The 26,329-nt window shown below is 40.2% G+C and carries 23 protein-coding genes; 15 read left to right on the top strand and 8 right to left on the bottom strand.

Features of this window, described 5'->3' with window-relative positions:
• The first annotated feature begins 34 nt into the window (after positions 1-34).
• From metH to PLZ15_12275, 10 genes are read left to right on the top strand one after another with little or no spacing between them, the layout of a single operon-like run.
• Positions 35-3,730 (top strand): methionine synthase, encoded by a 3,696-nt coding sequence (gene metH / locus PLZ15_12320; protein ID HOI30533.1) that lies wholly within the window; start codon positions 35-37, stop codon positions 3,728-3,730.
• A 56-nt stretch (positions 3,731-3,786) separates the two neighbouring features.
• Positions 3,787-4,257, top strand: coding sequence for a DinB family protein (locus PLZ15_12315; protein HOI30532.1), 471 nt, complete (start codon positions 3,787-3,789; stop codon positions 4,255-4,257).
• Between the two features lie 17 nt (positions 4,258-4,274).
• The gene (locus PLZ15_12310; GenBank protein ID HOI30531.1) at positions 4,275-5,834 is read left to right on the top strand and encodes a M20/M25/M40 family metallo-hydrolase; all 1,560 of its coding nucleotides are present in this window, start codon (positions 4,275-4,277) and stop codon (positions 5,832-5,834) included.
• A 56-nt stretch (positions 5,835-5,890) separates the two neighbouring features.
• Positions 5,891-6,130 (top strand): hypothetical protein, encoded by a 240-nt coding sequence (locus PLZ15_12305; protein ID HOI30530.1) that lies wholly within the window; start codon positions 5,891-5,893, stop codon positions 6,128-6,130.
• Between the two features lie 6 nt (positions 6,131-6,136).
• Complete coding sequence (locus PLZ15_12300; protein HOI30529.1) at positions 6,137-7,567, top strand: RNase adapter RapZ; 1,431 nt, start codon at positions 6,137-6,139, stop codon at positions 7,565-7,567.
• A 12-nt stretch (positions 7,568-7,579) separates the two neighbouring features.
• On the top strand, positions 7,580-8,302 hold the full coding sequence (locus PLZ15_12295) for a nucleotidyltransferase family protein (GenBank protein ID HOI30528.1): 723 nt from the start codon (positions 7,580-7,582) through the stop codon (positions 8,300-8,302).
• 14 nt (positions 8,303-8,316) lie between these two features.
• Positions 8,317-8,799, top strand: coding sequence for a DinB family protein (locus PLZ15_12290; protein ID HOI30527.1), 483 nt, complete (start codon positions 8,317-8,319; stop codon positions 8,797-8,799).
• A gap of 16 nt (positions 8,800-8,815) precedes the next feature.
• Positions 8,816-10,672 (top strand): CocE/NonD family hydrolase, encoded by a 1,857-nt coding sequence (locus PLZ15_12285; GenBank protein HOI30526.1) that lies wholly within the window; start codon positions 8,816-8,818, stop codon positions 10,670-10,672.
• Positions 10,673-10,726: 54 nt separating this feature from the next.
• Positions 10,727-11,254: a hypothetical protein gene (locus tag PLZ15_12280; protein HOI30525.1), complete on the top strand. Its 528-nt coding sequence runs from the start codon at positions 10,727-10,729 to the stop codon at positions 11,252-11,254.
• 33 nt (positions 11,255-11,287) lie between these two features.
• A complete protein-coding gene (locus PLZ15_12275) occupies positions 11,288-11,842 on the top strand; it encodes a YhcH/YjgK/YiaL family protein (protein HOI30524.1) in 555 nt (184 codons plus the stop codon).
• A 62-nt stretch (positions 11,843-11,904) separates the two neighbouring features.
• Here PLZ15_12275 and PLZ15_12270 read toward each other — a convergent pair whose 3' ends face one another.
• Positions 11,905-12,603, bottom strand: coding sequence for an FKBP-type peptidyl-prolyl cis-trans isomerase (locus PLZ15_12270; protein HOI30523.1), 699 nt, complete (start codon positions 12,601-12,603; stop codon positions 11,905-11,907).
• A 164-nt stretch (positions 12,604-12,767) separates the two neighbouring features.
• On the opposite strand from PLZ15_12270, the gene PLZ15_12265 reads away from it, so the two are divergent.
• Complete coding sequence (locus tag PLZ15_12265; GenBank protein HOI30522.1) at positions 12,768-13,748, top strand: DUF1028 domain-containing protein; 981 nt, start codon at positions 12,768-12,770, stop codon at positions 13,746-13,748.
• Between the two features lie 40 nt (positions 13,749-13,788).
• Here PLZ15_12265 and PLZ15_12260 read toward each other — a convergent pair whose 3' ends face one another.
• On the bottom strand, positions 13,789-15,360 hold the full coding sequence (locus PLZ15_12260; GenBank protein HOI30521.1) for a 4Fe-4S binding protein: 1,572 nt from the start codon (positions 15,358-15,360) through the stop codon (positions 13,789-13,791).
• Between the two features lie 53 nt (positions 15,361-15,413).
• Entirely contained in the window at positions 15,414-16,334 is a 921-nt protein-coding gene (locus tag PLZ15_12255) for a DUF362 domain-containing protein (GenBank protein HOI30520.1), read from the bottom strand.
• A gap of 91 nt (positions 16,335-16,425) precedes the next feature.
• Between PLZ15_12255 and PLZ15_12250 the strand changes: the two genes are divergently transcribed.
• On the top strand, positions 16,426-16,932 hold the full coding sequence (locus PLZ15_12250; GenBank protein ID HOI30519.1) for a hypothetical protein: 507 nt from the start codon (positions 16,426-16,428) through the stop codon (positions 16,930-16,932).
• Positions 16,933-16,969: 37 nt separating this feature from the next.
• Here PLZ15_12250 and PLZ15_12245 read toward each other — a convergent pair whose 3' ends face one another.
• Positions 16,970-17,611: a glycosyltransferase family A protein gene (locus PLZ15_12245; GenBank protein HOI30518.1), complete on the bottom strand. Its 642-nt coding sequence runs from the start codon at positions 17,609-17,611 to the stop codon at positions 16,970-16,972.
• Positions 17,612-17,710: 99 nt separating this feature from the next.
• Between PLZ15_12245 and PLZ15_12240 the strand changes: the two genes are divergently transcribed.
• The 3 genes from PLZ15_12240 to PLZ15_12230 are packed head-to-tail and all read left to right on the top strand — an operon-like array spanning position 17,711 to position 21,997.
• Positions 17,711-17,965: a hypothetical protein gene (locus tag PLZ15_12240; GenBank protein HOI30517.1), complete on the top strand. Its 255-nt coding sequence runs from the start codon at positions 17,711-17,713 to the stop codon at positions 17,963-17,965.
• 11 nt (positions 17,966-17,976) lie between these two features.
• Positions 17,977-20,880: a DUF2723 domain-containing protein gene (locus PLZ15_12235; GenBank protein ID HOI30516.1), complete on the top strand. Its 2,904-nt coding sequence runs from the start codon at positions 17,977-17,979 to the stop codon at positions 20,878-20,880.
• Positions 20,881-20,926: 46 nt separating this feature from the next.
• Positions 20,927-21,997 (top strand): glycosyltransferase family 9 protein, encoded by a 1,071-nt coding sequence (locus PLZ15_12230; protein ID HOI30515.1) that lies wholly within the window; start codon positions 20,927-20,929, stop codon positions 21,995-21,997.
• Here PLZ15_12230 and PLZ15_12225 read toward each other — a convergent pair.
• The 4 genes from PLZ15_12225 to PLZ15_12210 form a co-directional block, all read right to left on the bottom strand.
• Complete coding sequence (locus tag PLZ15_12225; protein ID HOI30514.1) at positions 21,990-22,520, bottom strand: LOG family protein; 531 nt, start codon at positions 22,518-22,520, stop codon at positions 21,990-21,992. The genes PLZ15_12230 and PLZ15_12225 overlap by 8 nt on opposite strands.
• 1 nt (position 22,521) lies before the next feature.
• On the bottom strand, positions 22,522-23,343 hold the full coding sequence (locus tag PLZ15_12220) for a hypothetical protein (GenBank protein ID HOI30513.1): 822 nt from the start codon (positions 23,341-23,343) through the stop codon (positions 22,522-22,524).
• 3 nt (positions 23,344-23,346) lie between these two features.
• Positions 23,347-23,766 (bottom strand): secondary thiamine-phosphate synthase enzyme YjbQ, encoded by a 420-nt coding sequence (locus PLZ15_12215; protein ID HOI30512.1) that lies wholly within the window; start codon positions 23,764-23,766, stop codon positions 23,347-23,349.
• A 132-nt stretch (positions 23,767-23,898) separates the two neighbouring features.
• Positions 23,899-26,136, bottom strand: coding sequence for an ATP-binding protein (locus PLZ15_12210; GenBank protein ID HOI30511.1), 2,238 nt, complete (start codon positions 26,134-26,136; stop codon positions 23,899-23,901).
• Between the last annotated feature and the right edge of the window lie 193 nt (positions 26,137-26,329).

Genomic DNA, 26,329 nt, shown 5'->3' with positions numbered 1-26,329 from the left:
ATCTTAACAGTTACAAACCAGAGAAAGAAACATTATGATTTCTACATTAGATACATTTAAGAGAATTTTAGAGGAGCGGATACTTGTTCTTGACGGCGCAATGGGTACACTAATTCAGCGCCACAAATTAACAGAAGAGGAATTCCGGGGTGAGCTTCTTAAAGATCACCCGGTTGAAATAAAAGGAAACAACGATCTGCTCGTCCTAACGCAACCGGAGATTATTAAAGGAATTCACAGGAAGTACTTTGAAGCGGGATCCGATATAGTAGAAACAAATACTTTTAACGGGACTTCAATTTCACAATCCGATTACCAAACCGGGCACCTCGTTTACAAAATAAATTTCGAGGCGGCCAGAATCGCAAAAGAAGTTGCTCTCGAATTTACATGTAAGACTCCGGACAAACCAAGATTCGTTGCAGGCGCGCTCGGGCCGACTAATAAAACTCTATCGCTTTCGCCGGATGTAATGGATGCCGGATTCCGTGCCGTTTCGTTTGATGAGATGAAGGATGCATACAAAGAACAGGCACGCGGATTAATAGACGGCGGAGCCGATCTCCTGCTTGTTGAGACAATTATCGATACTCTCAATTCAAAGGCGGCTCTCTTCGGAATAATGGAATTGATGGATGAAACAGGCAAGGATTTTCCGATTATGATCTCCGGTTCGATAATCGATATGAGCGGAAGAACTTTATCAGGCCAGAATACGGAAGCTTTCTGGATCTCGATCGCTCACACAAAGAATTTATTGAGCGTAGGATTAAATTGTTCGCTCGGCGCTTCACAAATGAGATCATTTATAACAGAAATGTCCCGCATCTCGATTACATTTGTTAGTCTGTATCCTAACGCCGGGCTGCCGAATGAATTCGGCGGATACGACGAAACGCCCGGCACCATGTCCTCTGTGCTCGAGGATTATCTCAAAGATGGTTTAGTAAATATAATTGGAGGGTGCTGCGGTACAACTCCCGAGCATATAAAGTATTTTTCAGAAATTGCGGCGAAGTATAAACCGAGAAGGATTCCGGAAGTGGAACCTCTTCTCCGGTTAAGCGGATTGGAACCGCTGATATTGCGCCCCGATTCGAATTTTATAAATATCGGTGAAAGAACTAATGTAACCGGATCGAAAAAATTCGCACGATTAATAAAAGAGGGTAACTTTGAGGAAGCGCTCTCAGTTGCAAGAGACCAGGTTGAAAACGGGGCGCAGATACTTGACGTGAATATGGACGAGGGATTGATCAACTCTGAAGAAGCGATGACCAAATTTCTGAACCTGCTTGCTGCCGAACCCGACATATCGCGAATTCCCGTTATGATCGATTCATCCAAATGGAGTGTTCTCGAAGCAGGATTAAAATGCCTTCAGGGCAAGGGAATCGTAAATTCTATTTCCCTGAAGGAAGGTGAGGAAATATTTAAAGAGCATGCCGCAAAAATTTTAAGATACGGTGCCGCTGTTATAGTAATGGCATTCGACGAGGACGGACAGGCCGATTCATACGAACGGAAAATTAAAATCTGCGAAAGAGCATACAGAATTCTTACCCGGGAAGTCGGATTTCCTCCGCAGGATATTATTTTCGATCCGAATATTTTTGCCGTAGCAACGGGCATTGAGGAACATAATCAGTATGCTCTTAATTATTTTGAAGCCGTTAGATGGATAAAGAAAAATCTTCCGCTGGCAAAAGTGAGCGGAGGTGTAAGCAATGTTTCGTTTTCCTTCCGCGGCAACGATAAAATCCGGGAGGCAATGCATTCAGCTTTTCTTTATCATGCCATTGAAGCAGGAATGGACATGGGAATTGTAAATGCGGGACAACTGGCCGTCTACGAGGAGATTCCGAAAGATCTGCTTGAGTTGGTTGAGGACGTCCTCCTAAATAGAAGAAGCGACGCTACCGAAAAGCTTGTTGAGTATGCCAATAGAATTGTAAAGGAAGGTAAAATTGAGAAGGAAGAGAATGAATCGAGAAAACAGAGTGTTGAGGAGAGACTGAAGTATTCTTTAATTAATGGTGTGACTGAATACATCGAACAGGATTGCGCTGAAGCGCGCAACAAATACGCCTCTATCCTCGAGATAATTGAAGGACCGCTTATGGCGGGAATGAATGTTGTTGGAGATCTATTCGGTTCCGGAAAAATGTTTCTGCCTCAGGTTGTTAAGAGTGCAAGGGTAATGAAAAAAGCGGTTGCTTACCTAATACCATATTTAGAGCCGAAAGCATCGGATGGCACTTCAAAAAAGTCCGCTTCAACCGTTCTGCTTGCGACAGTAAAAGGCGATGTTCATGATATAGGAAAAAATATTGTTGGCGTTGTACTCGGCTGCAACAACTATGATGTAATCGACCTCGGAGTGATGGTTCCTTCGGATAGGATCCTTTCCGCGGCAATCGAAAAAAATGTCGATATTATCGGCTTGAGCGGACTGATCACGCCTTCGCTCGATGAAATGGTTCATGTTGCAAAAGAGATGGAACGGATGGGATTAAAGATTCCCCTCCTTATTGGCGGAGCTACAACATCAAGAATTCATACAGCGGTTAAAATAGCTCCGGAATATTCGGAAGCAACGGTTCACGTTCTTGATGCTTCCAAAAGCGTTAATGTAGTAAGCAGTCTGATCAGCAGTGAACACAGAGACCAATTTATAAGTAATGCTAAATCAGAATATGAAAAACTGCGGCAGGAACATTATAAAAGAAAAATTGTGCGGGAATATATCCCTATCGATCAGGCCAGAAAAAACAAAGTCCAAATTAACTGGAATAAATTTTCCGTTCCTAAACCATCGTCAAACGGTGTTACCGTTATTGAAGACGCAGATCTACATCAGATAAGAAAATATATCGACTGGACTCCATTTTTTTCGATATGGGAACTAAAAGGCCGATATCCTGATATTTTCGGAAACGAAAAGTATGGTGAAGAGGCCAAAAGAATTTTTAATGATGCAAACAATCTTCTCGACCGGATAATAGGAAGCAGACTCTTAAAAGCCAAAGGAATAGTTGGACTTTTTCCGGCAAACTCTTTCGATGACGACATAATTGTTTTCCGAGATGAAAAGAGAGACGGAATTCTTGAAACACTTCATACTATCCGTCAACAAATGATAAAGTCGGAAAACCTCCCGAACATAGCTCTTGCGGATTTTATCGCTCCAAGGGAAACAGGTAATGAGGATTATATTGGAATGTTTGCCGTTACGACCGGTATTGGAATCGAAAAAATAATTGAAGAGTACGAAAAAGCTCATGACGATTATAATGTTATAATGACGAAGGCAGTTGCAGATCGACTTGCCGAAGCATTTGCCGAATATCTGCACGAAAAAGTAAGGAAAGAGATCTGGGGTTATTCAAAGGACGAAAATTTTGTTAACGAGGATTTGATTGCAGAAGAGTATACCGGTATCCGTCCGGCACCAGGTTATTCAGCCCAGCCGGATCATTCAGAAAAACTGACTATATGGAAATTGCTTGATGTTGAGAAACAAATTGGTATCGGTCTGACAGAGAGTTTTGCAATGTATCCGGCAGCATCGGTATGCGGTTTATATTTTGCGCACCCCGAAGCCAAATACTTCTCAGTTGGAAAAATCAGCAAGGATCAGGTGGATGATTACAGAAAAAGGAAAGGGATCAGTTTGAAGGAAGCTGAAAAGTGGCTGAGGCCCATTCTAAATTATGACGGGAGTGAATAATAATTATTTACTATTTTCCATAAGTGTTTATAGAATAAATTTTTATAGATCAATTAATGATTAAAAACTCTTTCCGCACCGGAGCTATTGGCGCATTAATGGATGAGTATGAACGCGCCGCTTCTGATCTTATCAGGATTCTAGAAAACCTCCCTCCTGAAAAATTCGAAAGAATTTACGATGCAAAAACAACCGACGAAGACTGCCGATCAATAAAATCAATAATAAATCATGTTGTAAACGCTGCTTACAGATACGCCAACCAGATCAGAACCTTTTTAGCACTTGTTCCGGTTAACCCCGAATTTAAAATTGAAAATGCCAAGTCAGCCGTTAGAGCGATCAATAAAGCGCTTACATTTACAGCAAATTCAATCGAGGGTTTCTGGAATATGACCGATCAGCAGATCCTGGCTACCAGACAGCCAACACGTTGGGGTCTTTACGATATCGAAATGATGTTCGAACATGCAATTGTACATATACTCCGCCACCGCAGGCAGATAGAAAAATTTATTAATAATTAATTATTCAGAGGGTCATCATGTTAAAAAAATTCTGCACATTATTTTTTGTCCTGCTCGTTTCATTTGTATCAATAGCCCAGGAGAAAATTGATCACCAGGTAATGCAGAGAATTAAAAGAGAAGGGCTTGAAAACTCCAAAGTGATGGAGTATTTAAGCTATCTGACCGACATCTACTCACCCCGGTTAGCCGGTTCCGATCAATATAGAGAAGCAGGTAAATGGATTATTTCCAGTATGAATGAACTGGGTCTTCAGAATGCCCGGATGGAATCGTGGGGAACGTTCGGACGCGGATGGGAATTGAAAAAATTCTACTTCGCTATGACCGAGCCGCAGTATATGCCGATCATTGGATATCCTAAAGCCTGGACACCGGGATTAAACGGTACACTTGAAGGACCCCCAGTGCTTATGGAAATAAAAAAAGAGGAAGACCTGCAGCCGTTTAAAGGGAAACTGAAAAACGCGATCGTATTTGTTCAGGGCGAACAGGAAGTCCAGACTTCATTTGAACCTGATGCTAAGAGATATACCGACGAGGAATTGAAACAGCTGGAAAATCTACCGGAACCTGGCGGACGTTCCCCTTTTGCAAACAGGATGGAAGAATTCATGGCGCGCAACCGTCTTCGTCAGGCAATTTCTTCATTCCTTATAAGTGAAGGTGCGGCTGTTACGGTTGAACCGGCTCAGGGAAGATACGGAACTGTTTTTGTTCAGAGCGGAGGTTCATACAGAAAAGGCTCGCCGGATGTTATTCCTCAGATCGCAATTGCAGTTGAACATTATAACAGGATTGTAAGAATCCTGAAACAGAATGTTCCGGTTAAACTTGAAATGGAATATAGAGCGGATTTTGTTGATACCGATTCATTAGGATATAATATTATTGCAGAAATCCCCGGCACCGATAAAAAATTAAAAGACGAAATTGTAATTCTCGGCGGACACTTCGATACATGGCATGCCGGCACCGGCGCTACGGATAACTCGGCAGGCTGCGCAGTTGCACTCGAAGCTTTAAGAATCCTTAAAGCTATCGGTATTCAACCGCGCAGAACTATCAGGATTGCAATGTGGGATGCCGAGGAAGTCGGCCTTGTCGGATCTAGAGAATATGTTAAAAATCACTTCTTCGATCGGGACAAGAAAGAGAAGAAACCGGATTACGATAAACTCTCTGCCTATTTTAATTATGATAACGGCGCAGGGAGAATCCGGGGCATTTACACACAAGGTAACGAAGCAGTTCTTCCGATCTTCCAGGAATGGCTTAAACCGTTCCACAGTTTAGGAGCTGCTACAGTAACTATAAGAAACACAGGCGGAACCGATCATCAGTCTTTCGACGGTGCCGGACTGCCCGGATTCCAGTTCATTCAGGATGAACTCCACTATGATACAAGGACACATCATTCCAACATGGATGTTTATGATCTCACTATCCGCGGGGATCTGATGCAGTCGGCGGTTATTATGGCGGCATTTGTTTATAACGCCTCAATGCGTGATGAAAAGCTGCCAAGGAAATATTTCGATCCTAATGAGGAAAGACCAAGACGCCCAAGATTTTGATAGAGTAAGTAATAATTAATTTGCCGGTTAATTCTATTAATAAATTGGAGTTCTAAATGGGTATATTCGACAGAAATCCGAAACAACCATTCATCGCTTCTTACAGGAATATGGGGAAGAAAATTGTTTGCCCTAATTGCGGGCACGACAAGTTTGAAGCCCGGGATGTTTTATTGAATACAACCGCCATGACATTTTTCGGGTTCGACTGGGCGAATAGAACTGCTTCTGCTTTAATCTGTACTCAATGCTCAAGAATTGAATGGTACTTTAGTCAACCTGAAATTTCGAATTAGTGAATTATGAATGTAAGAAATAAACTGGAAAATCTTTTCGGGAAGTGGTCCGGCGAAAGATCAGTTTCATTTACTCCCCTTCCTGAATCAGGATCTGCAAGGAAATACTACCGATTGCGAGGAATAAAAAATTCGGCTGTTGGAGTATATAATCCCGATAAGCGAGAGAATTCGGCATTTGCTTACCTCGCAAAACATTTTAAAAAAATTAATCTGAATGTTCCGCGGATTTATGCTTCGGATCAGAAAGAGAATATCTACCTGATTGAAGATTTGGGGGATCAGACTTTATTCAATATTCTCACATTACCGGCCGGTAAGAAACAATTCTCACCTTACGATCTTGATTTGATCCAAAGATCATTAATTGATCTTACCCGATTCCAGATTCACGGTTCGAAAGGAATTGATTATAATAAATGCTACCCTCGGCCTTCATTCGACAGGCAATCGATTCTCTGGGATTTAAACTACTTCAAGTATTACTTTCTGAAACTTGCCGGCATCCAATTCGACGAGCAGAAACTTGAGGAGGATTTTTCAACATTAACCGGACATCTCTTAAAAGCCGAAAAAAATTATTTTATGTACCGCGACTTCAATTCGCGAAACATAATGGTTTTAGATGAGGAATTATTCTTTATAGATTTTCAGGGCGGTAGAAAAGGTCCGCTTCAGTACGATGCGGTTTCTTTTCTTTTCAGTTCCAAGTTAAATTTCGATGGACAGCTTAGAAGTGAACTGCTCGAATTTTATATCGAGTCGGTTAATAAATTGAAAAAGATCGATTCAAAACAATTCAAAAAATATTTCTACGATTTTGCATTGATCCGCATACTTCAGATGCTGGGTGCTTACGGGTATAGAGGATATTTTCAGGGTAAAGCTCATTTTATTACGAGTATTGCTTTTGCTATTAACAATCTCGAATCGGTATTAAATTCAAAAAAGATCCGTTTGAAAATGCCGGAGCTTTATAACTGCTTTGGATTAATCATTGATAAAATGAACAGCGGTTTTTTCCCTCTCCCCTCTCAATCAACGGGTAAGCTGAATGTACGGATCAGCAGTTTCTCCTACCGGGAGCGAATCCCTTCCGATTTCACCGGAAATGGAGGAGGATTTGTATTCGACTGCAGGGCTATTCCCAATCCCGGCCGTATAGAAAAGTACAAGCACCTTACAGGAAAAGATCTTCCTGTAAAAGAATTCCTTGAATCACAGCCCGAAGCAATGAAATTCCTTAAGGAATCGACCGACATAGTTGAACAATCCGTTAAAAACTATATTGAACGGGGATGGACCGACCTGATGATAAACTACGGATGTACAGGCGGGCAGCACCGTTCGGTTTTCTGTGCCGAGTCCCTTGCTTCATATCTAAGAAGCAAATATGATATTAATGTTATACTTACTCATACAAAATTTTCGGGTTAATAAATTATTCGGATGAAAGCTTTCATACTTGCAGCAGGACTCGGAACACGACTTAAGCCTTTAACCGACAATAAACCGAAAGCGCTTATTGAGGTTAACGGGATTACCCTTCTTGAGTATGCGATAAAAAAAATTTCTGAATCCGGCTTTAAGTCCATCATCGTAAATGTACATCATTTTGCGGGACAGGTAATCGATTTCCTTAACAGAAAAAAATTCCGGGGAGTTGAAATTGCCGTCTCCGATGAATCTAATCTCCTTCTCGATACAGGCGGCGGACTTAAAAATGTCCGGTGGTTCTTCAGCGACGAAAAACCATTTCTAATTCATAATGTAGATATCATTTCAGATATAAACCTGACCGGACTTTATAAACAACATCTGGGAAACAACTCAATAGCAACTCTTGCTGTTCAAAAACGGAAGTCATCCCGGTATTTTTTATTCGATCACGAAAAAAAATTGTGCGGCTGGAAAAATATCAAAACAGGAGAAATTAGAAACACCCGACTTCCTGAAGGTGAAATGTCGGAAATGGCATTCAGCGGGATTCAGATTGTTGAACCGGAGATTTTTAAACTCATGCCGGAGGAGAGTATTTTCTCCCTGGTCGATCTTTATCTTCAGATCGCAAATAAAAGCAGAATAGTTTATTTTGATCACAGCAATTCTTTGTTTCTTGATCTCGGGAAAAAAGAGAAATTAACTGAAGCAGAAAAAATTATACCCGGTTAAATAGCGGGGGGCACATGGATCGTTCAAAAAATCTGAAAAATTTCAGAAACGGATTCGACAAATTAAGAATAGCACTTCAAAATTACCCCAAACAGGCATTTGATTTCAAACCTTCGCCCGACAAATGGAGCATACGGGAAATTATAATACACATGGCCGACAGTGAAGCCGTTGCGTATTCGCGATGCCGCAAGATTATTGCCGAACCGGGTTCCGAAATTATGATTTATAATCAGGATCTTTGGGCAGAAGAATTGAATTATAACAAGCAGGATATAGATACAGCATTGGAATTATTTGCCTTTCTGAGAGTATTAACCGTTAAGCTGCTTGAAAAGCTGCCAAATTCCAAATGGAATAATTATGTTTTGCATCCTGAAAGGGGAAAAGTAAATCTTGACCAATGGCTGGAAATCTATTCGAATCACGTTGATGTTCATATCAATCAGATGAACAGAAATTTATCCGACTGGCAGAAATTAAAAACTGAAAATTAATTCCGGAGTTAATATAATGAAGAAAATAATCCTTCTTTTCTTATTAGTCTCGTTTTCCGTATTCGGTCAGGGACGGGAGTGGATAAAAGAGAATTACAATAAAAAAGAATACCGGATTCCGATGCGGGACGGTACAACGTTGTTCACTTCTGTTTATACACCAAAAGATTCAACGAAAGACTACCCTATTCTAATGATCCGAACACCTTATACAGCGGCACCGTACGGTGAAGAGAACTTTCCGAATTCTCTCGGTCCGAACGACAGCTTCCCGAAAAGCGGCTATATATTCGTTTTTCAGGATGTCCGCGGAAAATTTATGAGCGAAGGTGAATTCGATAATATGCGCGCTTACATTCCCCATAAAAAGGGAAACCAGTTCGATGAACCGAGCGATACATACGATACAATCGACTGGCTGGTGAAAAATCTTAAATTCAATAACGGCAAAGTGGGTATCTGGGGAATTTCCTATCCCGGATTCTATGCAGCTATGAGTTTAATCGATTCTCATCCGGCATTGAAAGCCGTATCGCCGCAGGCTCCGATATCAGACTGGTTTATTGGCGACGATATGCATCACAACGGTGCTTTGACTTTAACAATGTCTTTCAATTTTTTTAAAGGATTTGATCAACCGCGGGAAGGTTTGACCACAAGCTGGAAATCGATACCGCCTTATCCTTCGCCGGATATGTACAATTTTTTCCTAGACCTCGGTCCCTTACCGAATATCCAGACAAGATTTTTCCACAACAAGCTTCCGTTCTGGAATGCAATTACAAGTCACGGAACATACGATGAATTCTGGCAGTCCAGAAATAATCTCCCGCATTTTAAAAATGTGAAACCGGCATCATTGATCGTAGGCGGATGGTACGATTCCGAAGATCTCTACGGCCCCTTGAACATCTATAAATCGATAGAAGAAAAAAACAGTACCAACAAAAATTACATTGTTATGGGACCATGGAGTCACGGTGGATGGTCCAGAAGCAACGGAAGTTCATTCGGCGATTTTAATTTTCCTGAAAACACATCTGAATATTACAATGAGAAGATCTTAAATCCGTTCTTCAATTATTTTCTTAAAGGTGAAGGAGAACTGAACATTCCCGAAGCTGTAACTTACAGGACAGGTGATGATAAATGGATTCATCACAGTGAATGGCCGCCGTTAAATACTACTCCTGCAAATCTTTATTTCGGTAGCGGAAATATGCTTGTCTGGGAAAAGCCATCGAGTTCCGGAAAACTATTCAGTGAATACCTTAGTGATCCATCCAAACCGGTTCCTTACACATCCAGGTTTCATGATTCGCAGCAGATGTACAACCGGACTTATATGAGTGAAGATCAGCGTTTCGCCTCCGCCCGTCCCGATGTTCTTGCATTTGAAACGGAGCCTTTGACAGAAGATGTAACCATAACCGGGCCGGTATTAGCCGATCTTTTTGTTTCGACTACAGGTACGGATGCCGACTGGGTTGTAAAAATAATCGATGTCTACCCGGATGATATGCAGAACCCAAATCCCAATCCTAACAACATAGAACTGGGCGGATACCAGCGGCTTATCCGTTACGAAATTATGAGGGGGAAATTCAGAAACAGTTATGAGAATCCTGAGCCGTTTGTTCCAGGCGAGGTTACAAAAGTGAAAGTAAATCTCCAGGATATCGATCATACATTCAAGAAAGGTCACCGGATAATGGTTCAGGTTCAGAGCAGCTTCTTTCCGTTCTTCGACAGGAATCCGCAAAAGTTCGTTGATATTTATAATGCTAAAGAGGAGGATTTTCAGAAGGCCAACCACAGGATCTATTTTTCAAAGGAATATCCGTCACAAATTCAATTTTCCATTACAAAATAATTTCGGTATATAAAATTTTTGGTTAACTTGCACATCAACAAAGGCGGAGTAGAAATGAAAAGGACAATCTTTACACTCATTCTATTATTTGCAGGTTTTTCGATCGTTTTTCCTCAATCGATCTCAATAGGGCCGCAGGTTGCTTACATTAAAACTTCCGATGCAGAAAAAGGAGTTCTTATGCCTGCCGGTGCCATCAGACTTAATCTGGGCGGCCTGGCAATTGAAGGATCAATCGGTTATAAAACCGAAGAATTTATGGACGGCATTGTAAAAGCAACATCATACCCTATAATGGCAACCGCATTGCTTAAGCTTCTACCTATAATTCATATTGAAGCCGGTCTTGGATGGTATAATACCAAAATTGAGTACAGCGGGGTTCTAGCTTCATTTCCTTCTGAGACTCAAAGTGAAGTTGGATATCACGCAGGTGCGGGCATTGAACTTGAATTAGGAAATATAATTGTTACAGGCGATCTCCGTTATGTGAAAATGGGTGAACTGAAAGACCTTAAGAATGTTAATGACTTGAAGAGCGACTTCATTGCTATTTTCGGCGGATTGATGTTTAAATTATAATTGAAAAATTTCTCATTAATTGATTGAGGCATTATGATATACGACCATCTAAAAAATGCAGAGCTCTACTTCCCGATAGGCGAGAGATTGCAAAAGGCCTTTGAATACCTGAGGTCGAACGATTTTAGCAATATTGAACCGGGGCGATATGATATTGACGGGGATAATATTTATGCAATTGTCCAGGAGTATGATACAAAACCGATGACATCCGGCAGATGGGAAGCCCATAAAAAATATATCGACGTTCAGTTTATGGTTAACGGTAAAGAAAAAATGGGGTATTCCCATAAGAACAAAATGATTGTAACACATGAATATAATCCCGAAAAGGACGCTCTTTATTTAAAAGGGGAAGGTAATTTTCTAACTGCTGAAGCAGGTTATTTTGCAATATTTTTTCCGAGTGATATGCATATGCCCTGCATTGCAATCAATCTTTCAACTCCTGTTAAAAAGGTAGTCGTTAAAGTAAGAATTGATTCTGCTGAGTTGGAAGAACCTGCCGCTGATATGTCAGAGAATCCGGCTCAAGAAACAATTAAGGAACCTGAACCGGAATCACCCAAAGACGAAACAACTCTTTAAAAATATCTAACCTGTCTGAAACGACAGGTTAGATTACATTTGTATCCTTCAACAGATTTTAACTACGGATTAATTCCAAGTAATTCAACTTCGAAAACCAGTACTTCATTTGGTCCTATTACTCCGCCGGCACCGTTCTCGCCGTAAGCAAGTTCAGAAGGTATAAAGAGCTGCCATTTATCACCAACGCGCATTAACTGAAGTGCTTCTGTCCATCCTTTAATCACCTGAGTTACACCAAATACTGCAGGTTCATTTCGGTCATAGCTGCTGTCGAATTTTGTCCCGTTAATAAGAGTGCCTGTATAATGGACTTTTACTCTGTCTTCAGGCTTGGGAGAGGGGCCATCACCTTTAACAAGTGATTTGTATTGAAGTCCGCTTGCCAGTGTAATAACACCTTCTTTCCGGGAGTTTTCTTCAAGGAATTTAATTCCTTCGGCTTTTTTAATACTGCCTCTGGCTTTCTCCTCCTCTTTAATTTGCGCCATTCTTTTCTGGTTAAACGCCATCATAACATCCTGCATTTGTTCATCAGTTAATAATTTCTGCTGACCAGAAACAGCATCTTTAATTCCCTGCATCAGTATGTCAAAGTTTATATTCATCGAAGGATCTTTGAGATTAACGCCGATGTTCTGACCGATACTGTAGCTTACCGAATCATCCACGGTTTTTAACATAACACTGCTCTTATCGTTCTGAGCCAGTAAAGCTGCAGACCCGATAAAAAAAAGCAAAAAAACTTTTACTGATTTCATTTTATCTCCATTGCTCTGAATTATTATTTATGGGGGTCGAAAATAAGTCTGTTTTCTTTTATTAGCAAATCATAATTAAATCCGCCCGGATCAACAATTCATTGCGAAAAATTTGTTTGAAAATTTATGATGCATTAATTTGGAAAAAACAATTGGAGAATATTATGAAAAAGTATCTGATACTGTTAATATTGCTTGTTTTAGTTTCCGATAAGAACGCTCAGAATTTTTTTTCGAATGAACCGTTAGCTCATACATATTCTATAGTTGCGTTCGATCCGGAGACCGGCGATATGGGTGTGGCTGTTCAATCCCACTGGTTTTCGGTCGGAACAATCGTAAGCTGGGGTGAAGCAGGAGTTGGAGTAATTGCAACACAGTCTTTTGTCAATCCTTCTTTCGGTCCGCGGGGTTTAGAATTACTTAAGAGCGGCAAGAGTCCGCAGGAAGTTGTTGATCTTCTGATAAGCAGTGATGAAGGAAGGGATTTCAGGCAGCTGGCTGTGCTTGATTCCAAAGGCAGGGCCGCCTCTTATACCGGATCTAAATGTATTCAGCCAGCTGGAAATATTGTGGGAGAAAATTTTTCCGTTCAGGCAAATATGATGATTAACGACAAAGTCTGGCCGGCCATGGCCGATGCATATAAGAATTCCAAAGGCTCGCTAGCCGAAAGATTAATGACTGCACTCGAAGCAGCCGAAAATGCAGGGGGCGATATTCGCGGGAAACAATCGGCTGCATTGTTAGTTGTAAGAGGAAAACCGACCGGTAATATCTGGCTGGACCGCCTAGTAGATCTAAGAATAGATGACCATCAGCAACCGCTTGTGGAACTGAGAAGGCTACTTAAAGTTCACCGCGCGTACGAACATATGAATAACGGCGATCTTGCTGTCGAAAAGAATGAAATGGATAAGGCGATGGAAGAATATTCTTCCGCTATGAAAATGTTTCCTGATAACCTTGAAATGCAATACTGGACTGCCGTAACATTAGCAAATAAAGGGAGAATTGAAGAAGCTCTGCCGATGTTTAAGAAGATCTTCAGCGAGAATCCGAATTGGAAATCACTTACAGAACGGCTGGTCCCGAATGGCCTGCTTACTGTTGATGAAAAAACATTTATAAGGATTATGGAATAGTAATAAGAGGAATTTTAAACCCTCGGATTTTAAGAGGGATTTAAAATGGAAACTCTTCTTTATAGTCAACTTTTTTCTGCGGGATTAAATTTTCCTGATTAAGTTTTGCAACCTGATGTACCGGATTCCCTTCAATATAAATCGACTTATACGGTTTAGTCGGACACGCATACTCGCAGGCACCGCACCCGATGCAATATTCATCTCTTACTTCAGGGATAAAAAGTTTCCCCTGATAAGGAATCATATGAACAGCCTTGGTGGGACAATGCTCTGAACATGCCCCGCAATCAGTTTTCTCTGTTTCGACAATGCAGTTTTCCTTAATGAATTTGGCCTTGCCAAGCTGGACTAATTTTTTATCCTTGAGCAATAACGGAAGAATGGCGCCGGTTGGGCATACATCGCCGCAAATCTTGCACTCAAAATTACAGAATCCGGCCGCATTGTCGAGCCGGGGCTGAAGCATTCCAAGGAATCCGTATTCCAGAAACGACGGTTGAAGAACCTGAGTAGGACATGCACTAACACAGAGATGGCAAGCGGTACAGGTTCCGTTAAATCTCTCAAGCGATAAAGAACCCGGTGGTGAAATTGCATGTTCCCTGAACACCGGAACAGTACTCTCCTTTTTTGCAACAATCTTCTTCTTAACCTGGCCCAGAACTTCCGACACAGAAGCAAAATAGACTCCAGTAGCAATCAGGAAATTTCTCTTTGACTGATCGAATGATTTACCGGATTGAACTGCCGGAAGATCAAACTGATATTTTATTCCTTCGGTAGGACATGACTGAATGCAATTAAAACAGGCCACGCATCTGGACATATCAACGCTCATTTCATCGCTGTTAATACAATTCGCCTTACAATCCTTCGCACAGATACCGCACTGAAGACAATCCTCTTTTTCAATACGGACTTTAAAAAATGAAAATCTCGAAATGAATCCGAGAAATGTCCCGACCGGGCAGACGGTATTACAATATAATCTACCATTAAAATAAGAGAGATAAAGTACCAGAAGGAAGAATGACCCCGTTATTGCGAACGGAACCGGATTGAAAGAATGAATTTCGAATGGAAATATCCAGTAGATTTTAAATGATTCTAGAATTGATGCGGCAATATTATTAGAACTTATGAGTACAGGTCTGAAGAAATTCCCGGAGATCCTTCCGTACATACTATACGGATCAAGAAGTGTAATACCGAATGAACTTCCAAAAAGAAACAGAATTACCGGTATTGCAAAAAGCGTCCAGCGAAGTGCCTTCTGTTCTTTTTTAAAAATAAATCTTCTTTTTTTCTTTTTACTGATCCTGCCGGAAATAAAATTAACAAGATCCTGCAGGAACCCGAGCGGACAAATAGTGGAACAGTAGACTCTGCCAAAAATAATTGTAAGAATAAAAACTAATATAAATCCGGTTGTTATAAATGAGAAGACGGAAATTGATTTTAGAATTGAAGGGACAAACTGAAAATAAATAATTCCATTAACGGCATTTTCCGGAAGAAGTCCGCTGAAATCGATAAGGACAATTGTAGTCGGAATTACAAATACAATTGAAAGAACAATTCTGATTTTCCGGAGTAGAGATGTATTCATTTAGAGCCGACCGAATCCTGGTTAAAAATAATCTGAAAAATTCCGTTGTCGAATTATAAAATGATCCTTTTAATCTGAAGAGAGCTTAAATCCATTTTACCGACTCCCATTTCGTCAGCATATTTTATATGCGGAACAATTTCGGGTTCCAGGCCAAACAGTTTTGCAGCGGCCGCATCTGCGGCTACCATGTCGGTCGATAAAATCTGGGATTTCATAATGCTTACATCGGTTTTCGAAACTCCTCGCGGACCGTTTTTCATCATTACATAATACGCATCTACAATATTCAACGCAGGCTTCTTATGGAACGTAGCGAAGTCAGCAATACACTGATGAAGGTTATTACGATGCCAGTAGCCGCGGTCCCACACAACACCCATCAGATTCTTCATGTTAATAGTAATACGCGTAGAACTGTGATTTTTTAGAATGGGCATGTTGATAAAAACATCGCTGTCGAGGATCAGTTCATGGACTTTATCTTTATTTAGTTTCTTACCGTTCTTAATTGAAACTTCCTGATAGTAGCTTTCGCTGTTACCCGGTACCATTGTACCCTTGGCGTCTTTCACTGCATTTTCAATCCCGCTGTTGGAATAACATCTTCTCCAGTCGTCGCACGTATGATCAAAAACATAGACATCTTTGGCGCCGGCATCAAAGCAATGCTTAATAACCCGGGCAACCAGTTTAGGATTAGTGTTGGCGCCTAATTCCGGAATAACATCCCAGCCGATATTCGGTTTAATTACCACTTTCTGATTTTTCTTTACAAATGATTTCATCCCGCCGAATTGTTTTATAGCCTCATCGAACATTACATCCGGCTCTCCACCTTTTATAGCCACAAGGTCGTATGCCTGAGAGACAGAATAACTGCTTCGTGCGAACATTTTACCATAAATACCCGGCGTAATAGTTGCCGCACCGGTTAAGAGTCCGGCGGTTCTCAAAAAATCTCTTCTATCCATAGTTACCTGTTATTTTACACTACATTTTTTGTGTCTAAAACTTATCAATATATTATATTGCATTCAAGGAAATAAGAAATGAGGATCAATTATGAATGTTGCTGCAATATCTCTTTCCAATATTAAAGTAAGATCGGTTCTTCTCGATTTGATAGCTATACTTTTTATCGCCTTTGCACCGGCATTGTCACATATGTTTGCGCTGCCGATTTATATGCTCGAGCCGATGAGAATAATGCTTATACTGTCTATTGTTCATACATCACGAAAGAACAGTTACCTGATCGCACTGGCATTACCTGTTTTTTCGTTTATCATATCAACTCATCCCTCTGTTATCAAGACCTTATTGATAAGTTCAGAACTGATATTAAACGTATTCCTCTTCGGTCTTTTTCTTAATTACATCAGGAATACTTTCGGTGCGGTGTTTGCCAGCATCCTGATAAGTAAAGTGTTTTACTACACGGTTAAATTCGGATTGCTTTCATTTGGTATAATGGAAGGCGGATTAATTGCTACTCCAATTTATCTGCAGGTAGTAGTAACAGCAGTATTGTCAATTTATCTATATCTTTTCTACAAATCTGAAAAATAAATTTTGAAGCGGGGCCGGACCAGTTTCCTGTCCCGCACTACTTAATTGTAGTACAGATGCTATCCGGCGTATCCCTGTAATAGATGTAAGTATTCCAGTCGACTTTCCTTACTTTAAATTTCTGAACAGCCCTTTCGAAAAAATCGGAGTCATCGCTGTAGCTGAGGTCCTTGAATCCGCCGAGTTCGAAAAAAATTTCTCTTTTTCCGAAGAATGTACCCCCTATAACACATTCGGAAATATGAATCTCTTTAGTGAGGTCGTTTTTGTCTTTTACAAACGGATGACCGATTATTTCCGCACCGCTGTGGATCATATCAACTTCAGGATTGTTCTGCATGTAACCGATTCTCAGTTGAATGTGATCGGGTTTATACTGATCATCGCTTCCGATAAATGTTATGTATCTTCCGGAGGATGCGAGAATACCCGCGTTCGTAGCAAGAGGAGATTTACGGTTGGAATGTTTGATGTATCTGATATTTTCGTATTTACACAGGTATTTATCGGCAATATCGAATGTTCCGTCCGAACTTCCATCGTCTGAAATTATCAGTTCCCAATCCTTGAAGGTCTGGGCTAAAATTGAATTAATGGATCTTTCAAGATAATCCTTCCTGTTGAAGGTCGGCATAACAATGGAAACAATCGGCATTTTATGTTTGTAAACATTTATCATAATCAACTTTCCGATTTCGAATTGCCCAAATATAGTTTTTTATTCTTTGTTTTTTTGATTAATTTGGCTCGCAATTTTTGAAGATAACAGCTTTGAAAAATGGGCCTCCGAGAGCAAAAAAGGTATTTTGAAACATTAAAAAAGTACGAACGCAAGTTCAATCCCAAAGAACTTGACGACTATAAAATGCTGGTTAAGAGGGACAAAGACGACGAGGATCTTGATAAACTTTCTATGCAGCGGTTAATAGAATTATATGAAAAATACCATGTAAACCGTGAGAAGAAGAACCTGGACTTCCTTTTCAAAAAACCATCCGAAGAAGAGTCGGATAATATTTCCATTCAACAATAATTGGTGAATTAATGAGCAATAAAGTTTTAAATCGGATTATTGCGTTTGCCGTATTCTTATTGAGTTTAATTGTTTATTTAATGACGGTGCAACCGACCGTTTCTTTCTGGGATTGCGGTGAGTTCATAGCATCATCATACCTGCTTCAGGTGCCGCATCCTCCCGGAACGCCGTTCTTTATTCTTTTAGGCCGCCTCTTCTCGATGATTCCGTTTACCGAAAATATCGGTCTCCGCGTTAATATGATTTCTGTTTTATCAAGTGCCTTCACGGTAATGTTTCTATACCTTACGGCAGTCAAGCTGATCGAGTTATACAGGAAAAAGACGGCTGAAACAATTTTTGAATCTCTAACTGTTTACATTCCCGCAGCAATAGGAGCCCTATCGCTTGCGTTCAGCGATACATTCTGGTTTAATGCGGTTGAAGCTGAAGTATACGCTTTCTCCACTTTCTTCATCGCAATTGTTATCTGGCTTATGATTCAATGGAACGAAAGAGCCGATCAGCCCGACAATGAAAAATACCTTATCCTGATTGCATATCTCATCGGACTTTCGACCGGTGTTCACCTGATGGCAGTACTTGCAATTGTTCCGGTAGTGATGGTTGTAATATTCAGAAAATACTTAACTGACGAAGAAGTATTGAAAAAGACCGGTTATATTTTCCTTATTCACGCCGCAATAGTTCTGGTAATTGCTATGATTATGTGGGGATCTCAAACCGAAAGCGCACCACCCTCACCTGAACAATTTCAATCGGTTGATTCCAGATTTTTTATGATTCTTGCCGCAATAAGTTTGATTTTTATGGGAGCGATGTACAAGAAAATTTTTCAGCGCAACTCCTTTTACATTCCCCTTATTATCGGCGGTATTGCCCTGGTAGCGGTTTATCCGGGTCTAGTAAAATATGTACCAAAACTGATTACCACACTCGGCAAGAACAATACAGTATTGGATCTGATAATTGTGGCAGTAATTTTCATCGGTTTGATTGCGGGAATAATCTGGACATCCAACAAAGGCAAACCGACTTTCAACCTGATATTAAAGTGTTTTCTATTTGCACTGATAGGAACGACCTCGTACGCAATTATTATTATACGTGCGAATCAGGAACCGCCTATCAATATGAACAGCCCTAAGACTTTTACCGAACTGGAATCGTACCTGAACCGCGAGCAGTACGGTGATTTCCCTACATTCAAAAGAAGATTTTCGAATGAGCCTCATCAGTTAAAAATCTACACTGATTACTCAAGCGATCTGGATTTCCTATGGACCTATCAGATGAATCACATGTTCAACCGTTACCTGCTCTGGAATTATGTCGGTCGTGAATCATCGTATCAGGATTCCGGGGTTGACTGGAAAGATCTTCTCGGAATACCCTTCTTTATAGGATTGTTCGGAATGTATTATCATTTCAGAAGGGACTGGAAAATGGGAGCCGTATTTCTTGTGATGTTTATTTTCCTCGGTTACCTTACAGCGTTTTACCAGAACCAGCAGCAGCCTCAACCGCGGGAACGTGATTATTTCTACGTGGGCGCATTCTTTGTATTCTCAATCTGGATTGCGATCGGGATGAACGGAATGATTGAACTTATTAAAGAAAAATTTACTCAGATAAAATCCATTAATCCGCTGATAGCAGGCTTGATGGTAACAGGATTTATTGCTGTACCGGTCAACATGCTTAACGCAAATTATTTTGAACACAACCGCGCAAGGAATTATGTACCGTGGGATTATGCGTACAACCTTCTTCAGAGTGTGGCACCCAATGCAATCCTTTTTACAAACGGCGATAACGACACATTCCCGTTATGGTATCTTCAGGATGTTGAGGGGATACGCCGCGACGTCCGGATTGCAAACCTGAGCCTTCTTAACACCGGATGGTATATTAAACAGCTTAAAAACACCACTCCGCATGGCGCGCAGAAAGTAGATATTTCGTTTACAGATGAAGAGATTGATCAGATGATGCCGATGAGATGGGATCCGCGCGAGATGCAAATAGATGTTCCCCCCGATGTTATTAAGGAATTCGGCGTAACAGATTCCGCAATTGTTAATACCGGTAAACTGAAATGGACTATGAAAAACAGCGTTCAGTTCGGCGACATCAACGCAATAAGAACTCAGGATCTTATCTGCCTTGATATAATAATGCAAAGCAAATGGAACCGCCCGGTCTATTATGCCGTTACCTGCTCGGACGACAGCCGCTTAAGTCTGGACGATTATCTTCAGATGGAGGGAATGGCATTACGCCTTGTCCCTGCAAAGTCGAAAGCCAAATCAATTGAATATATAAATGAAGAAGTATTAAGAAAAAACCTTCTGACGAAAAACGTAGACATCAGCGAAACTTTTCAGTCGGGATTTTTATTCAGAGGGCTCAATGATAAATCGATTTTCTTTGATGAGAACCATGAAAGATTAGTACAGAATTACAGGAACGCGTTCATACGACTTGCACTTTATTATTTATATGAGGAGAAGAGCGATGCCAAGGTTATTGAAGCACTTGAAGAAATGGAAAATAAAATTCCGCGGCACGTTATAACAATGGATTATAGGATAAAACATGACGTCGCAAAAATTTACTACAGTGCGAATGCGCGTAAACAATATGAGGAACTGGCTACCGAGGTAATTGAATCGGCTAAAAGATCTCTCGAGAGAAATCCGCGAGATTTTTCAAGCTGGTATAATCCTTACGATATTCTGCTAACTCACTACGATAATCTTGGCATGTACAGAGAAGCAATTGATCTGCTTTTGGGATTGCAATCACTTGTACCGGATGATCCACAGATTAAAGAACTTATAAAACAGTATCGCAAACAGGCCGGAATGGATACTTCCGAGATACCCGGTCAGGAACTTAGAAATAAATAATTATCACCAGGGACAGTATTAACTGTCCCTTTTTTATAAGCCAATCATGAAAATTCTTGTAATTGCATTATCGGGAATCGGCGATGCTTTAATGTTCACCCCCTCCCTGAACAAATTGAAGGAGGATTATCCATCTGCCCGCATAGACGTACTGGCAATGTATAAAGGTGTAAAGGAGATTTTTGAAAATCTTGATAATGTGAACCGGGTATTATATCACGATTTTATAAATTCCTCCGTGTTAAAGTCGCTCGGTTTTGTATTAAGGCTCCGGGGCGAATACGATATTACCATCAATGTATATCCATCCAACAGAAGAGAGTATAATTTAATAAGCCGGATTATCGGTTCTCCTTTAAGATGCGGAGTAAATTATCTGCGGAGGAATTTTGTAAACCTTGGATTTCTGAATAATGTTACAATAACGGAAAATGATAACCAACATAATGTCGAAACGAATTTTAAACTCTGCGGAAAATTAAGCGGAAAGGATCCGGAACAGATTCCCCCGCTCCGGTTAGTAATATCAGAATCTGATGAAAAGTATGCAGCTAATTTTCTGAATGACAAAGGAATCGAACCCAAAGATCTGGTCATTGGATTTCACCCCGGATGTTCAACTCTTAAGAACCACGACAAACGGAGATGGGAAACCGAAAAATTTGCCAAACTGGCTTCGACATTAATAGAAAGAGATTCGGCGAAAATTCTGATTTTCGGAGGTCCTGAAGAAAAAGATTTGAAACTTGACATCTGCAGCAGGGTAAACTCCACTTCTGTAATCAGTGTTGAAGCACGTTCAATACTTGAGAGTGCTTCTGTAATGAAAAGGTGTAATGTTTTTGTAAGCAACGATTCGAGTCTTATGCATATTGCCGCGGCGCTCAAATTAAAAACGGTCGCAATACTAGGTCCGACAAATAAAAACTATATCTATCCCTGGCAAACTGAATACAGGGTAGCGTCACTTCAGCTCGAATGTTCACCGTGTTTTTATTATTCACCCAGACCGCTTACCTGCAGCAGAAAGGATTTGAAATTTAAATGCATCAGGGAGTTAAACGCAGAAACGGTATACAATATTACGAAGGATTTTTTGAATACCGGCTCTAACTGAGCGAAGTGATTATATATTCTGCAAGACTATTGATATCATCAAAAGATTTAATCAGCCCGTTTTTCCTTTTCTCTTTTGTTATCTGTTCCTCCATAACCCGAACTATCTCTTTCCACATTGAACTGTGGCATGCAAACGGTTTGAATTCCATCATATTCTTATTCATATACTCCCAGACAATAGCGAGCTCAACCAGAGTACCTGTTCCGCCCTGCAGGGCAACAAATGCATCTCCGGTTTCGATGAGACGTGTAAGCCTTTCAAACAAAGATTTACACCTTATTTCTTCGGTTAAATATTTGCTTGGAAGGACATTATAAATATCGAGGGTAATACCGATAGCCCGAGCGCCGTGTTCAACAGCGCCTTTGGAAACCGCATCCATAATCCCCTGAAATCCGCCGGTACATAGATCAAAACCGGCCAGCGCAAATTGTTTGCCGAGCTGATAAGCATATTCATACTCATTATCGCCGGGACGAGGAATAGAACTGCCGAAAACTACAACCGTTTTTCTTTTCATATTATTTAATTACCGGTTTTCCGGCGTCGACCCATGCAGAATAAATGAGGGATGCTGTTCGATAAGCACCAAGACTAACCCGGTTAAACGTAACGTACTTTGTCTTGAACCAGAGTAAACTGTAATAGTGGTCGTTAAATTCACCAGAAGTAATTTCAGAAACCGATTTATCTGCATAAAGAATAAGATCGTTATAACTGTTCGATTCTGTTATATAATCAAAAATGAATGGAGTAATATCGGAAACATAATCCGGTGAAACGCTATAAAAATTATCTTCAATCTCCCCGGCGAATTTTTTAAACATATCGCTTTCATATCTGAAATGGATTCCCTTCTGATTAGTAAGCTGACCGTTATAATTCAGCGTTGTGTGCTGCGGCTGGTGTCCGTCTTCAATATAGTGGGCGATATCCGAACCGTAGAGAATTATTCCATCACGATTATTCTCTTTAAAAGCATTTACAAGGTTGGAGTAAGTCCGCATTGTTGCCCATGGCAATGTTCCCATTTCAGTAACTACGCTGTCGCCGTATAGAGCCGCAAGCGAATCATAGGATTGGATCATTCGCCCGTCGCGGTATTCCTTATAAAAATCTATATCGATAAAATGTTTGGGATATTCATCTTTAACATCTTTCTTCCTGTGATCGGCATCTGTCGAATGGTCAACAATAGCAGACCTGATATCAAAAGGGAAATTCATTTCAACAGGCAATAACTGCATAGCATATTTCGTAATTATTTTATGACCTTTATCCCCCCAACCGGAAATGAGAGCCGGTATAAAAAGGATAATTAAAAATGATCTGAACAACTTCATATTTTATTCTCCGATAAATTGAGCAATTATATTCCGGGTTCTTGGACGGTTATCAAAATCGATTAGTATAATCTGCTGCCAGGTTCCAAGTAGAAGCTTTCGTTCGGCAAACGGTACAGTAAAAGAAGCTCCCTGAAGGGAAGCGCGGACGTGTGCGTATCCGTTACCATCGTGCCATGTTTCATCGTGGTGATATTTTCCACTGGAAGGTATAATCCGTTCCAGGAAATCTGGGTAATCCCTCATCAGTCCCGGTTCATTTTCGATGGTAGTAATTCCGGCTGTTGAACCGGGTGCAAAGATTAGTACATTTCCATTTCTCATACCGGATTCATTCAATCTGGATTTTACATTTTCCGTAATATCGATTATATCGGTATGGCCTTTTGAATTTACCTGGAAGGATAAAGTTTTTACTTCCAATTTTTCCTCTTTTTACAATCAAATAATATAAAATGAGAATGTGACAACCAAATCGGCTCAAATAATTAAAAGGTCAGCGGGCGGAAAATCAGATTCGTTTTGGTGAACAGAAAATTCCGGCAGGAAAAATCTTTACTTCGAATTATTAAGCCACTGGTCGATAGTAAGTTTCAGGAAGTGGATATTAATCGGTTTGGCAATATAGTCATCCATACCTGCTGCCAGACATTTTTCCCTGTCTTTCATACTTGAATGAGCGGTAACCGCGATAATCGGAATTTTACCGTTAACTCCCGGAAGTTCTCTTACTTTTTTTGTTGCAGTAATTCCGTCCATATCTGTCATTTCAACGTCCATCAGAACAACATCGAACGATCCGGTTTTTATTGCTTCAATTGCATCAAAACCATTTGATACAGCATCAACATCATAACCGACTTCCCGCAATATTTTCATTTCGAGGTTCTGGCTAATCGGATTATCCTCGACGAGAAGGATCTTCTTTTTTGCTGAACTGTTGTACTTAAATTCGCCGGTGCCGGAACTGATTTCACCGGTTTTCTGCAACGATTGTTCGGCAACAACCGGTTTCGGATCGGTTTCAATTTCGGGTGTAATATAATCAGGAAGAGGTTCAAGATTCGATTTTAGTTTGACCGTGAAAGTGAATTTACTGCCCACACCGACTTTACTTTCGACTCTGATATCACCGCCCATCAGTTTGATAAATTCCTTTGATATAACAAGACCTAAACCGGTACCTTCTTTTTTCCCTTTTTTATTTTTCACCTGAACATAGGGTTCAAAGAGCAGCTGAATTTTTTCTGTAGGAATTCCCTGGCCGGTATCTTCAATCACAGTTACAAGTTCAATCGCATTTGCCGATTTTGCGTTTACCTTCGATAGAATAGATACTTTTCCCTCATCGGTATATTTAACAGCATTGCTGAGAAGGTTTAGAATAATCTGTCTGAACCGTGTTGGATCTCCGAAAACCGATTTAGGAATCTCCTCGCTGAAATTTTCCTCAATCTGAATCCCTTTCTGTTTTGCAGCCTGGGCAACAATCGATACAGCTTTATGGATTTCCGCATTAACGTTAAAATCAACTTCGTCTAGATCCATTTTGCCGGCTTCAATTTTAGAGATATCCAGGATGTTGTTAATAATATCAAGAAGCGATTCGGCCGCAAGCCGGGCATCCCTTGAAAAATTCTTTAGTTCCTCTTTGCTGTCGAAAAGGTCATTCTCAATTAATGTCAAAAATCCCATTACAGAATTCATAGGAGTACGGACTTCGTGACTCATGTTTGCAAGGAACTTGGATTTAAAATTACTTTCCTGCTGGGCTTTTTTAGCATTAATATCGGATTTAAGTTTTTCTTCGCGTAAGGCTTCGAGTGCTTTCTGTTTTTCATTTTCGGCCTGAACCTGCTGCGTAATATCCTGTATGCTTCCTTCAAAGAATGTTGAACCGTCGTCGTTCAGATTAACACGGACATTCATCCTCACGGTTATTTCATTCCCATCCTTTTTCCTGAACTGAACCCTGTAATTTTTAACTTTGCCCTGCTTATCGAGAAGTTTATTCAATAATTCCCAGTCGGTCTCTCTAATGAAAAAATCCTTTATAAAATTCAGCTTCAGAATTTCTTCTTCATTGGAGTAACCAAGAAGTTTAACAATAGAGGGATTAACGGTAATAAGATTTCCTTTTATGGAGATTTGAAAGATTCCTTCGGCAGAATTATCGAAGATGTTCCTGAATTTCCTTTCGGAGAGGGATACTTCATATCCTTTGGTAAAAGCTTCAAGCCGCAGCCTGTAATTAATGTAACTTGCAATTATTGCCATTATACTTATTATCAAAACGAGAATAACAGATTCCACCATATTAGGCAGAATATAGATCTCCTTGCTGTTAAGAATAATAGAAGTTGCAAAGACAACATTATAATAGATCGCTACAAAGATCTGATTTGTAACTTCCCAGCTTAAAAAGAGGGCTGCAATAAAAATAATAAGACTTATCAGATGGGAATTAAAAATGAGTGTCTTGGGGATCAGATAAATCATCACACCGAAAGAAAGTATAATAGAGAGAAGCAGAATGTGAATAAGCGGAACTGAATATTTTTTGCCGAACTTTGTATTCGAAATGAGAAGAATCAGAAAAGCAACAAGAATAGAAGAGAGCCGAGATGTATAGATCTGAACGCTATGTGCGGCGAAATACCTTACTTCCAGCACCAGGGCAATAATACCGGATGCCGACGTAAAATAAGCAAGGGATTTTAAAGGGGAGATCAACTGCTTCTTATTCTCTTCTTTAATATAATCCTGGAGTTTATGCTCGTAGGTTTTTGACAAATTCTTATTATTCGGGTTGCTTTGTATCACGGTATAAAATTTTCAATTATTAAGAGAAATTCCTTAAAGAAATTTTGAAAAACTCCAATTAGTAACTAATTTGCTGCTGCTTTCAATCTTATATTCGAAAAAAGAGAAGATTTCTTAAACAAGCATGTTTTAAATACTCAATTTTTGTTAAATAATCAAAGAA

It is taken from the genome of Melioribacteraceae bacterium, from assembly GCA_035362835.1.
Classification (GTDB): domain Bacteria; phylum Bacteroidota; class Ignavibacteria; order Ignavibacteriales; family Melioribacteraceae; genus DSXH01.
The sequence above is the reverse complement of the archived record's forward strand: the minus strand, read 5'-3'. Positions and strand labels throughout refer to the sequence as shown.

Coding starts and splice junctions, on each gene's coding strand:
- metH (HOI30533.1), top strand. CDS start 35: ATGATTTCTACATTAGATACATTTAAGAGAATTTTAGAGGAGCGGATA.
- PLZ15_12315 (HOI30532.1), top strand. CDS start 3,787: ATGATTAAAAACTCTTTCCGCACCGGAGCTATTGGCGCATTAATGGAT.
- PLZ15_12310 (HOI30531.1), top strand. CDS start 4,275: ATGTTAAAAAAATTCTGCACATTATTTTTTGTCCTGCTCGTTTCATTT.
- PLZ15_12305 (HOI30530.1), top strand. CDS start 5,891: ATGGGTATATTCGACAGAAATCCGAAACAACCATTCATCGCTTCTTAC.
- PLZ15_12300 (HOI30529.1), top strand. CDS start 6,137: ATGAATGTAAGAAATAAACTGGAAAATCTTTTCGGGAAGTGGTCCGGC.
- PLZ15_12295 (HOI30528.1), top strand. CDS start 7,580: ATGAAAGCTTTCATACTTGCAGCAGGACTCGGAACACGACTTAAGCCT.
- PLZ15_12290 (HOI30527.1), top strand. CDS start 8,317: ATGGATCGTTCAAAAAATCTGAAAAATTTCAGAAACGGATTCGACAAA.
- PLZ15_12285 (HOI30526.1), top strand. CDS start 8,816: ATGAAGAAAATAATCCTTCTTTTCTTATTAGTCTCGTTTTCCGTATTC.
- PLZ15_12280 (HOI30525.1), top strand. CDS start 10,727: ATGAAAAGGACAATCTTTACACTCATTCTATTATTTGCAGGTTTTTCG.
- PLZ15_12275 (HOI30524.1), top strand. CDS start 11,288: ATGATATACGACCATCTAAAAAATGCAGAGCTCTACTTCCCGATAGGC.
- PLZ15_12270 (HOI30523.1), bottom strand. CDS start 12,603: ATGAAATCAGTAAAAGTTTTTTTGCTTTTTTTTATCGGGTCTGCAGCT.
- PLZ15_12265 (HOI30522.1), top strand. CDS start 12,768: ATGAAAAAGTATCTGATACTGTTAATATTGCTTGTTTTAGTTTCCGAT.
- PLZ15_12260 (HOI30521.1), bottom strand. CDS start 15,360: ATGAATACATCTCTACTCCGGAAAATCAGAATTGTTCTTTCAATTGTA.
- PLZ15_12255 (HOI30520.1), bottom strand. CDS start 16,334: ATGGATAGAAGAGATTTTTTGAGAACCGCCGGACTCTTAACCGGTGCG.
- PLZ15_12250 (HOI30519.1), top strand. CDS start 16,426: ATGAATGTTGCTGCAATATCTCTTTCCAATATTAAAGTAAGATCGGTT.
- PLZ15_12245 (HOI30518.1), bottom strand. CDS start 17,611: ATGATAAATGTTTACAAACATAAAATGCCGATTGTTTCCATTGTTATG.
- PLZ15_12240 (HOI30517.1), top strand. CDS start 17,711: ATGGGCCTCCGAGAGCAAAAAAGGTATTTTGAAACATTAAAAAAGTAC.
- PLZ15_12235 (HOI30516.1), top strand. CDS start 17,977: ATGAGCAATAAAGTTTTAAATCGGATTATTGCGTTTGCCGTATTCTTA.
- PLZ15_12230 (HOI30515.1), top strand. CDS start 20,927: ATGAAAATTCTTGTAATTGCATTATCGGGAATCGGCGATGCTTTAATG.
- PLZ15_12225 (HOI30514.1), bottom strand. CDS start 22,520: ATGAAAAGAAAAACGGTTGTAGTTTTCGGCAGTTCTATTCCTCGTCCC.
- PLZ15_12220 (HOI30513.1), bottom strand. CDS start 23,343: ATGAAGTTGTTCAGATCATTTTTAATTATCCTTTTTATACCGGCTCTC.